The following is a 9,980-nucleotide window of genomic DNA, read 5'->3' as shown; positions in this document are numbered from 1 at the left end:
AAGGTGTTGAGAGGAGGGGCACCTTTCGTAGGTTGATGCTGAATTGCGATCGCACTTTCGATCTGCTTACCATTTGCGCTAATATTCAGCTCCTTAACCACGGTGGAAGGATACCACTTGAGCGTCCCTTTACCGCGTTTGGCGGCATCTTTCAACATACGCTCTAAGATTTTGTCCGCATCGCGAGGGAGGAAGCAGGATTCACTCACCCAGCAACCTCCAGGGTTGAGTTTGCCGTAGTAGTTTTTAATCCGCTCCCGCAATTCCAGGTAACCGCGAGAATAGAAAAGACGCGATCGCTGAGTAGGGCGTTCGTCCAGCGCAGAAGTTCCCTGAGATGAAATTTGTCCGCCTACCCAATCAGTAATCTCCGTCAAGCAAACCGTTCGCCCTGCCAGTAAGCCTTCGTAAGCCGTTGCAGCACCTGCCAGTCCACCCCCAACGACTAAAACCTCACAGGTTTCTTGTTTGTCTGGGGTGCGAGGGGGGGCAGCAACAGCATATGGAGCAAAGGATGTCAAGGAGATGATACCAAGGGTAAGGCTGATGAGCGATCGCTTCATGATTTTGAACTTGTTTGGCTTCTGAGTGTAGATAGCCTTTAGACGCTACCACTCTAAAATTGTTCTTTACAAGCTTTTTTCCTATGTTGCTCAGCCTCAGAATTGCTTTTCTAATCCTCGCTGACAAAGCTGGGAACTCCGTTTCTCTAATTGCTCTCCCCAAAACATCGCGGGGTTTGGGGAGTTCCAAATGTGACATTGGAAAAGCCAATTGGTATAAATTGGTGAAATTGCTCCCAGATGGATTTCCCAAGACATCAACAGCACTTGCTCGTGTTGAAGAGAAGACGGGAAAAAAAAAGGATGAAAGGTTATGGTGTTAGGAAATCTAGGTGTTCACCAGCAATTTGGGACAACTCTGTTGGATTCCCCTGCAACTTTAACCTTCCCTTATCTAGTAGGACAATCCAGTCGGAGCGCAAAATTACTCTTGGACGGTGACTGATCAGAATAGTTGTTTTGCCCTGTCGATTTTCTAACAATCTGTCTAATACCTTGGCTTCGGCAACGGGATCTAGAGAGCCGGTGGATTCATCTAGAATCAGGATGGGTGGATCGGAAACAATAGATCGAGCGATCGCCAATCGCTGTTTTTGACCTCCGGAAAGATTTGCCCCAAATTCACCTAAGACGGTTTGATATTTGTCGGGTAATTCACTAATAAAGTCATCGGCTCCAGTAATCTGGCAGGCTTTGACAACCTCTTCCAAGGTGATATCACAATAGGAAAAGCGAAAGTTCTCTAGTATCGAACGGCTCCAGAAATGGGGTTCTTGGGAAGCCAGAACCACTTGCTGCCGTAGACAGGTGAGAGCTAGATCGGACTGATTATAAAAGCCATAGCGGATGTTGCCCGATTGCAAATTATAAAGTCCGGCGAGGAGCTTTGCCAACGTGCTTTTACCACAGCCAGATTGTCCAATCAGTGCTGTAACTTTCCCGCCAGGAATCGTCAGGGTAAAATCGTCCAAAAGGTCAGCCCGTCCCGCATGATGGAAGGTGAGATGAGAGCAAATGATGTCGGCATCATCAGGAATAGCTGCCCAAGATTTTTGCCGTTTTGGATCATCTTCTGCGGTGGCATCTAGTACCTCAGAAAGACGTTGTATCACAATTTGAGCGGTGATGAATTCGTCAATCAGGTTAATACCTGTGCTGAGAAAACCTAGGAAGTTACCGCTCATGCCGTTAAAAGCAATTAATTGTCCAATGCTGAGGGAACGATTGATGACAAAATAGCTACCCAGCCAGAGCAAGCCAACATTGGTCAGATTGGAGATGATACCTGTAGTAGTACTGCTAAAAAGACTGAGTTTTAGAGTACTCCAATTAAGATTGGCAAGCCGTCCAAAGTTCTTTTGATACTCGTTCCATGCCTGAGGAGTAGCTTGAGTAGTTTTGAGTACCATCGCTCCCCGAAAGGTTTCAACCAGGAAACCTTGGTTTTCGGTGCCTTCGATAATTAGACGACGAGTTTTCTGGCGTAATGCTGGCAGAAATAGCAGGTTAACCAGGGTGACAATGATAAATGCCCCAAACGCCGCCAGAGTCAGTTGCCAGCTATAGATCAGCATCAGCACCAAAGAAACCAGTGCAATAAATAGCTGACTGGGCAAACCCAGCACGATTTGAGTCACCAGAGCATTAACTTTACTGACATCGGCAATTCGGCTAACGACTTCTCCACTGCGGTGAGCATCGAAATAGGAAAGAGGTAGGCGCAGCAGTTTATAGCCGTAATCCAGAATTAAACCCAGTTCCATCCGCTGGCTGAACTGTCCAATGAGAAACGCCTGCACCAGGGAAATGGCGCTGCGGAATAGATTGATGGTAATCACGATAATTGCCACAGTCGTTAATAACTGTGTATCGCCTCGCACCAGCACATCATCGGTGAGAAGCTGCATCATGAGGGGCAAGGCAAGGGCAACTAAGCCAATCACCAGGTTAATGGAGATCGCCTCCAGCAATATCCAGCGGTAGGGCCAGACACGGCGCAGAAACTGTCCAAATCCGCCGATGTTGTCATCGGGTTGGTCATCGAAGCGGGTGCGATCGGGTTCTAGAAGCAGCATCACCCCGTTTGACCACCCGGCTTTGAGTTCATTGTAAGTTAACCGCCGAATGCCAATCGCCGGATCGGCAATCACATAATGGTTTCTCTTTTGCCCATACAGGACAACCCAGTGAGTGCCTTTCCAGTGAATAATCACAGGCAATGGAACTTGATCGAGATGCTCGAGTAGTTCAGGTTTGGCTTGAACCTGTTTAGCAATAAATCCAAGTGCGTCTGCACCTCGTCGCAAACCCAGCAGCGTTGTCCCCCGTGAGCCAGTACCAACCGCTTCTCGCACCCGAGTCAGGGAAAAGATATGCCCATAATACTTGGCAATGATGGCAAGGCAAGCAGCACCGCAGTCTTCTTCACTGTGTTGCAGGACGATCGGGTATTTCAATTTGAACAGATGAGAATTGAAATGATGAAATTAGTTTGAGCAATATCTGAATTATCTCACTGCTGGTAAAGTCGTATCCATTCTCCTGGTTGTACCCACAACCTCTAACCAAACGTGATTGTGATTTCAAACAAAGAGCAATCGTCCCTCAAGAAGATTTGTGGATGTTTTTAAACACAAAAAGAGCAATCGCAGATTGTGAAACAGTGCGATCGCTCTAATTTTCAAATAATCCTAGACATAGCCAACATTAGCCAACATTCTCAGAAACCTTTTCAAAAGCTATGGGAGCGGCTGGAGGGGGTTGAAAAAATCCATATCCAGGTCCTCCAGCGGGTGTAGTTTTATTACTACCAGGTACAGGCTCTAGAAGCACATTTCCACCAGAAACGTTTTCAGCTTGCTGGTCATCCAGTTCATTCCACAATTTAACTTCCATGTTTTTTCTCCTTAATTGTTTTGGAACCGATTTTGTTAGGGTTTGCCCTGCTCTAACCTAGCTGACAAAATTGGGATGGGTTATTCAACTCACAGTACCTTTTGCATTGTTTCTCCTGAAGGTAAGGATTTACGAATGCAAACGAAACCATCTGAGCAGCATCACTGCAACTCCAAACAGCAGCTCATCAGAGACATGAAAAACCTAAACAAATACAAAGGTTAGACCGACTTAATCTGCTTTGTATCCTAGTAACCCCTGGCAGCATCAATCGGATATGGCTTAGATTCCTATTGATGAGTTCGGTTTTTCTACTATACAAATAATAAAGCATTCATCCTTCGATAGGAGTATCTTTACAGAAGCTTTATTTTTCTTTCTTTGTTGCAAATTGTGACAAGTGGCAGGACAAAAGCCCTATTGCAACCTTCTTGTGCCATTAACATTTGGAAAAGTGGTGTTAGAAAAGAGATGACCTCTCCCTTACTCTTGGTGATAATCAGCGAGATTTTAGACAGGCACCCGAACTTGCGATCGCTAATTAGTATCAGAGTTTGATGTTCGCGATCGCGTTCAACTTATGTTCAACTTATATTCAACTTATTTACATTTTGTTACAGTAGCGCTCGCGCACCTAATAAAGCATTCATCCCCCCATAGGAGTATCTTTACGAAAGCTTCATTTTTCTTTCTTTGTTGTAAATTGTGACAAATGACCGGGTAAAAAAACTTTGAAAGCTCACACATTTGTTAGCAACCTGGCTCGTCTTAAAAAGAACTGCAACACAGTTTCTTCTTTGGAAATAATGTCAATGTTGCCTTCCATTCCCGATTGAATTGGACACTCCTGTCCATTGGCATGTAAACTCAGTGTTTTGGGTTGAACAGTCACTTCATAAACCACCCCTGCCATTGGTCTGGGTTGGTCTGATGTAGAGTCAGACGCTGGCTTGGAAGGAGCGATCGCATCGGGAGTGATCGCAATCACTTTACCCTGTAACGTTCCGTAATCAGGGTAGGGACAGGCTGAAACTCGCATCAAAGCGGATTGCCCAACTTTCACTTTGCCAATATCCTGAGCAGCAACTAGAGCTTTAATTTGTAAAGGAGCTGTGCCAGCAGCAATTTGGGCGATTTTGTCACCCAGACGCACCACCTGCGATTGGTTGCGTAACGTTAATTCTTGAATGACTCCCGATACTGGAGCACGAATGATCGTATTTTTCAGATCTGTTTCAACTTGCTGCAATTCTTTGCGATCGCGATCAAGTTGAGTCTGAAGTTCTGTCTGCTTTTGCAACAGTTGTTCCCGTTCTTTATTCAGCGTTGCCAGGGTTGCCGCTCCCCTTGCTCGTTCCTGTTCCGTCCTTTCCCGTGCCATCTCCACTGAGGCAGTGCTGGGATTGAGCGCCGCTTTCACCCGCTCTAGCCGAGCCTGTGCTGTTTTAAGTACTGCTTCTTTCTCCGTTACTTGAATCTGCGCAATCGCCCCCGTTCCAGAGAGTTGCTTATACCGCCTGAGTTCTTCCTGGGCTAGATCCACACTTGCCTCAGCTTCCTTTACTTCCGCCGAGGTAGTAATGAGTTTGTCCTGGTAGGTGCGCTCGTTTAGATTTAACTCCGCCTTCAGTGAGGCAATCGTTCGCCTAGCCTGTTCGATTTCAGCATCTACCTGACTATTCAAAGCGGCTACCTGGGAGCTTAATTGCAACAACTGTTGCTCAGTCTGCTGGATAGCTCCTGTCAACTGGTTCTTTTTGGTTTGTAGCCGAGAATCATCAATCACAGCAATGGTATCTCCTTGCCGAACAGATTGATTCCCCTCAACAGCAATACTTTTGACCGTACCTTCCGTCGCCGATTGCACAATCCGCAACTCACCTGCTGGGCGTATTGCTGCTGGTGCTTTCACGGTCACCTTGTATTTCAAAATACCAGCCAGTGCGATCGCTCCTGCAAAAGCAACTAGTAAAACCAGACCAGCTAAGATTGGTAATTGCCCGATCTTCGGCAAAAAAATTTCTGGGCTGGCTGGGCGTATTGCTCCTCTATCAAGCTCTTCCTGACGAGCTGCTCTGGAAGGTTGCATAACTGAAAATCTTCATCCAAGAATAATGATCAGCTTATTCCAGGGTTGGACTTATCGATAGGATCTTAACCAATATCAGTAGACCGAATGCAGGAGAGCGATCGCTTCACTAAGAATGTGCAACCAAACATATCTAAAGAGAGAGGTAGTTCATGAAGGGATGAAAGCACATGGAAGAAGATCAATAATTGTTAGGAAGGCGAATCATGATTAAAAAAGTTATAGCAACCACAGCTTTGATGGCATTTGGAGTTGTTGCCGCGTTGGGTAATTCAGCTTTAGCTCAGTCAAACCAACCCACAACTCAGCAAAACCCTACAACCCGACCCGCTAATCGCTCCAACTCCAGTCAATTAAGTAGCTTTGACAGGCAGTTTATGACCAAAGCCGCTCAAGGTGGAATGGCAGAAGTAGAGTTGAGTCGTTTGGCATTGCAACGATCTCAAAGTAATCAGGTGAAGCAGTTCGCACAGCGTATGATTACCGATCATTCGCAAGCCAATGCTCAACTCATGCAGTTGGCACAGCAAAAGGGTGTCAGGCTTCCCAGAACGTTGGATGCTCAGCATCAGCAAATCAGAGCGAGACTTCAGCGGCTTTCCCGTAGCAATTTTGATCGCGAGTACATGAGCGTAATGGACAACGATCACGTTCAGACGGTGAATCTGTTTCAAAGCGCAACTCAACAAGCACAAGACCCGGATGTGAACACATTTGCTAATTCTAAATTACCGGCGCTCCAAGCTCATTTGCAAATGGTTCAGGCTATGAGAGGCAACAACTCAGCACAAAATCCAAACTCTCGGCAACGATAAAATAACTTGATATGAAAAGGAGCAGGGCGATCGCTGTCTTGAAAATCCAGATTCTAGAGCTTATGGATATTGATCGCAGCTAATTTTTGTTCTATCTGTTTATCGAGTTCTTGGCTTGCTCGGAGATTGCAGAGTCGTCCGTCAATTTCTTGGTTAGTCGTTCCCACCTTCTTCTCAGCCTCCTCTCGGATTTGCTGAATTGATTTGGGCTGAAATCCTTCCGGACAAGCTTGCCGTTTATACTCTAGCTGGTTTTCTTCGTTCTTGATCATAGAGTAACCGCTGTGAATAGCAAAAACTGAGCGTGCGCTCGCCCGCACTCAAAATAAATCTTGGGAAAGAACTCATTTCAATTCATCTAACTAAATGTAGATATGAGACCTCTTGCAAAAGTCAATTTTTGCCCCCCTAACCCCCCAACTTTGGGGGGAACCGGAATCTCAAAGTCCCCCAGAATTGGGGGATTTAGGGGGCATTCCAGGATTTATGCAAGAGGTCTATGGGATAAAAAAACTGTTTCATTTGCTTGAGGTCTACATTGCCACCACTGATGATGACGCCGATTCGACTATGAGCAATAGTAACAACACCTTCTAATAAAGCAGCTGCTGCTAAGACTCCAGTCGGTTCAACCACAATTTTCAGCCGTTCCCACAAGTAAAACAGGGTATGGAGAATGGCTTCTTCGGATACGGTGACCATATCATTAACGTAATGTAGTACCAGAGGGAACGTCACCTTTCCCAAGCTTGGAGTTCTGGCTCCATCTGCAATAGTATTGGGATTATCAATAGTTTGCAGGACTTTACTATAAAAAGAGCGTGTGGCGTCGTCTGCCTGTGAGGGTTCTACACCGATAACGCGGCAATTCGGTGAGAGGGTTTTGGCGGCTATTGCACACCCGGACAATAATCCACCACCCCCACAACAAACTAATAACATATTGAGCTGGCCAACTTCTTCAATAAGTTCTTTAGCCGTCGTTCCTTGTCCTGCAATAATATGCGGATGATCGTAGGGAGGGATGATGGTCAGTTGGCGTTGATTTGCTAAATTCTGTGCCAATTCTTCGCGTGTGGTTGTGGCGCGATCGTACAAAATTATCTCAGCACCATAATCACGAGTCGCCTCTATTTTCACTTCCGGCGCATCTTGAGGCATCACAACGGTAGTAGGAATACCTAAGAGTTTTCCAGCAAGTGCGATCGCTTGTCCATGATTTCCCGAAGAATAGGTTAAAATCCCTTGCTGTTTTTGTTCTTCAGATAGCTGTGCTAGGGCGTTGTATGCACCTCGAAACTTAAAAGAACCAGTACGCTGGAAGTTTTCGCACTTAAAGAACACTTGAGAATTTGTGCGATCGTTGACAGTTCTGGATGTAAGCACTGGTGTTTTGTGCGCAACATCAGCAAGGCGTTGATGCGCTGCTTCAATGTCAGCATAAATAACTGGAAATGATTTTGATTCAGGGGTGGCAGATGTTTTAGAAGTCATGCCAAACTTGTATTTTTAGCAGTTGATTGTACTAGTGCCATTTTACCGATGTTCATAAGTTCCAGGAGATTGGGCAGTGATGAACGACAATACGGACAAAGAAAGGCTGAAGAGAACCCTGTATCGCTACATGTCTCAGGAATTGGCAGAGGAGTTACTGAAAAGGGATGATGGCACACTAGGAGGGGAACGCCAGGAAGCTTCCATTCTATTCTCGGATATTCGTGGTGCTACTACCTTGATGGAATGTTTAGAAGACGAAGAAGTAGCTGCCTTACTTAACGATTATTTTGAGTTAATGGTTGAGGCGATTTTTAAGTACCGAGGTATCGTCCCTCAGTACTGGGGAGATGCAATCATGGCAGTCTTTGGTTCACCTTTTCCTCTGGAAAATCACGCTTGGTCTGCGGTGCAAACAGCTCTTGAGATGCGTCATCAATTAGCTGAATTTAATAGTTGTCGCGCTGCCATAGGCAAGATACCAATTCATATTGGTATTGGCATTAATTCAGCTCGCGTGTTTACTGGCAATATTGGCTCTACTAGACGGATGGATTTTACTGTCGTTGGTCATGGTGTTAACTTAGCCTCTCGCCTGGAAGGAATTAGTAAGTTTTACGGCTGCGATATTGTTATTAGCGAGACTACCTATAACGCCTGTGCCGATCGCATCTGGGCAAGAGAACTTGACCGAGTTCGCCCTAAAGGCATGAACCAACCTGTGACTATCTATGAAGTGGTAGGGCTACGTTCTGAACCGATTTCCGAGCAAAAGCAACAGGCGATCGAGGCTTACCATAAAGGGCGCGAGTATTACCTCAATGGTAAGTTTCGTCGAGCCACGAGTGAGTTTGGATATATTCTGGAAGAACTTGATAAAAATGACAAGGCAGCTGCATTACACTTTGATCGTTGTCAGCAATTTCTCCAAAGCCCCCCACCTGATGACTGGGATGGAGTCTACACGTATACAGAAATATAGATCGTCAGCTTCTGATAGCTTTGCTTTGGTAGGTAAAACCATTGGCGACTCATTGTTTTAGAGTTAGAAAAAGTTCACACCCTGAGCAACAACCTTGCTTTTCTTAGAAAGAAGAGCAAGACTGTTTCCTTACGAGTCACAATATCTGCACTGCCATCCATTCCAGCTTGCAAATGGCACAATTGGTCATTCGCTCCAAGAAACCGAGTTTGAGATTGAATGGTTACTTGATAGCGAGCACCCGATGTTGGGTGTGGCGTATCACCAACCGAAGGAGTTGCTGTTGGAGAGGAAGGCACTGCTGCATCGGGAGACATTGCAGTAACAATGCCTGCAAGGGTTCCATAGTCGGGATAGGGACATCCTGACACCTTAATTTTTACGGGTTGCCCCATTTCAACTCGACCAATATCCTGAGGGGAAACAAACGCTTTCACAACCAAAGGAGCGCTACTGGGTGCAATCTGAGCAATCAAGTCACCGGGTTGAACCACTTGATCGACATTACGCAGATTCAGTTGTTGAATGGTACCTGTTATCGGTGCCCGCATGACAGAATGGGTCAGATCGGTTTCAATCTGCTGAAGTTCCTGGCGATCGCGCGTTAGCTCATTTTGCAGCCTCACCTTTTGCTGAATCAAGGCTTTCTGTTCTTTATTAAGCGTTGCCAGCGTAGACGCGCCTCTGGCACGTTCTTGTGCAATCCGTTCCGTCGCCATCTCTACAGATGCGTTACTAGGATTTCGCATGGCTTGAGTTCGTTGCAGGCGGGCAAGAGCCGCTTCCAGTGTCGCGGCTTTCTCACTAATTTGCAACTGAGCAACAGCTCCCGTATTCGCTAATTCCTGGTAGCGGGCTAACTCCTCCCGCGCTAACTTGGCGGCAGCTTCAGCTTCTCGCACTTCCGCCTGTGTTGTCATCTGCCGCTCCTGATGTTGTCGTCGATTCAACCGTAGCTCTGCCTCTGCTGCCGCCACCACTCGCTGCATGGCTTGTATTTCTGCTGCAATTTGAGTTTGCAAAGCTTGAGTTTGGGCGTTTATTTGCTCCAGTTGCCGTTGCGTTTGCTGAACACTACTTTGTAATTGACGCTTTTGAGTCTGGAGGCGAGAGTCATCCAGATATGCGATCGCTTGTCCCTG

At 46.2% G+C, this 9,980-nt stretch carries 8 protein-coding genes and 1 pseudogene; 2 read left to right on the top strand and 7 right to left on the bottom strand.

What is annotated here, in order from left to right; genetic code table 11:
* The 4 genes from V6C93_RS13215 to V6C93_RS13200 form a co-directional block, all read right to left on the bottom strand.
* The coding region (locus tag V6C93_RS13215; RefSeq protein ID WP_333477121.1) for an FAD-dependent oxidoreductase at nucleotides 1-563 on the bottom strand (563 nt) is incomplete at its 3' end.
* Nucleotides 564-874: 311 nt separating this feature from the next.
* Complete coding sequence (locus V6C93_RS13210) at nucleotides 875-3,019, bottom strand: peptidase domain-containing ABC transporter (protein ID WP_333477120.1); 2,145 nt, start codon at nucleotides 3,017-3,019, stop codon at nucleotides 875-877.
* 250 nt (nucleotides 3,020-3,269) lie between these two features.
* Complete coding sequence (locus V6C93_RS13205) at nucleotides 3,270-3,458, bottom strand: hypothetical protein (RefSeq protein WP_333477119.1); 189 nt, start codon at nucleotides 3,456-3,458, stop codon at nucleotides 3,270-3,272.
* 739 nt (nucleotides 3,459-4,197) lie between these two features.
* A complete protein-coding gene (locus V6C93_RS13200; protein WP_333477118.1) occupies nucleotides 4,198-5,547 on the bottom strand; it encodes an HlyD family efflux transporter periplasmic adaptor subunit in 1,350 nt (449 codons plus the stop codon).
* Nucleotides 5,548-5,753: 206 nt separating this feature from the next.
* Here V6C93_RS13200 and V6C93_RS13195 point away from each other — a divergent pair, with 206 nt between their 5' ends.
* A complete protein-coding gene (locus tag V6C93_RS13195) occupies nucleotides 5,754-6,362 on the top strand; it encodes a DUF4142 domain-containing protein (protein ID WP_333477117.1) in 609 nt (202 codons plus the stop codon).
* Nucleotides 6,363-6,415: 53 nt separating this feature from the next.
* Here the strand turns inward: V6C93_RS13195 and V6C93_RS13190 are convergent, their stop codons facing one another.
* Entirely contained in the window at nucleotides 6,416-6,634 is a 219-nt protein-coding gene (locus V6C93_RS13190; protein WP_333477116.1) for a hypothetical protein, read from the bottom strand.
* Between the two features lie 193 nt (nucleotides 6,635-6,827).
* Entirely contained in the window at nucleotides 6,828-7,856 is a 1,029-nt protein-coding gene (locus V6C93_RS13185; RefSeq protein WP_333477115.1) for a threo-3-hydroxy-L-aspartate ammonia-lyase, read from the bottom strand.
* A gap of 58 nt (nucleotides 7,857-7,914) precedes the next feature.
* On the opposite strand from V6C93_RS13185, the pseudogene V6C93_RS13180 reads away from it, so the two are divergent.
* Nucleotides 7,915-8,838: pseudogene (locus V6C93_RS13180) on the top strand (adenylate/guanylate cyclase domain-containing protein); the annotation flags it as partial.
* Between the two features lie 74 nt (nucleotides 8,839-8,912).
* Here V6C93_RS13180 and V6C93_RS13175 read toward each other — a convergent pair.
* Nucleotides 8,913-9,980 (bottom strand): HlyD family secretion protein (locus V6C93_RS13175; protein WP_333477113.1); only part of this gene is annotated, 1,068 nt, incomplete at its 5' end.

The sequence above is a fragment of the Allocoleopsis sp. genome (assembly GCF_036703385.1).
In the GTDB taxonomy this organism is placed as follows: Bacteria; Cyanobacteriota; Cyanobacteriia; order Cyanobacteriales; family Coleofasciculaceae; genus Allocoleopsis.
Note: the sequence above shows the minus strand (reverse complement) of the source record. Positions and strands in the feature narration are given on the sequence as shown.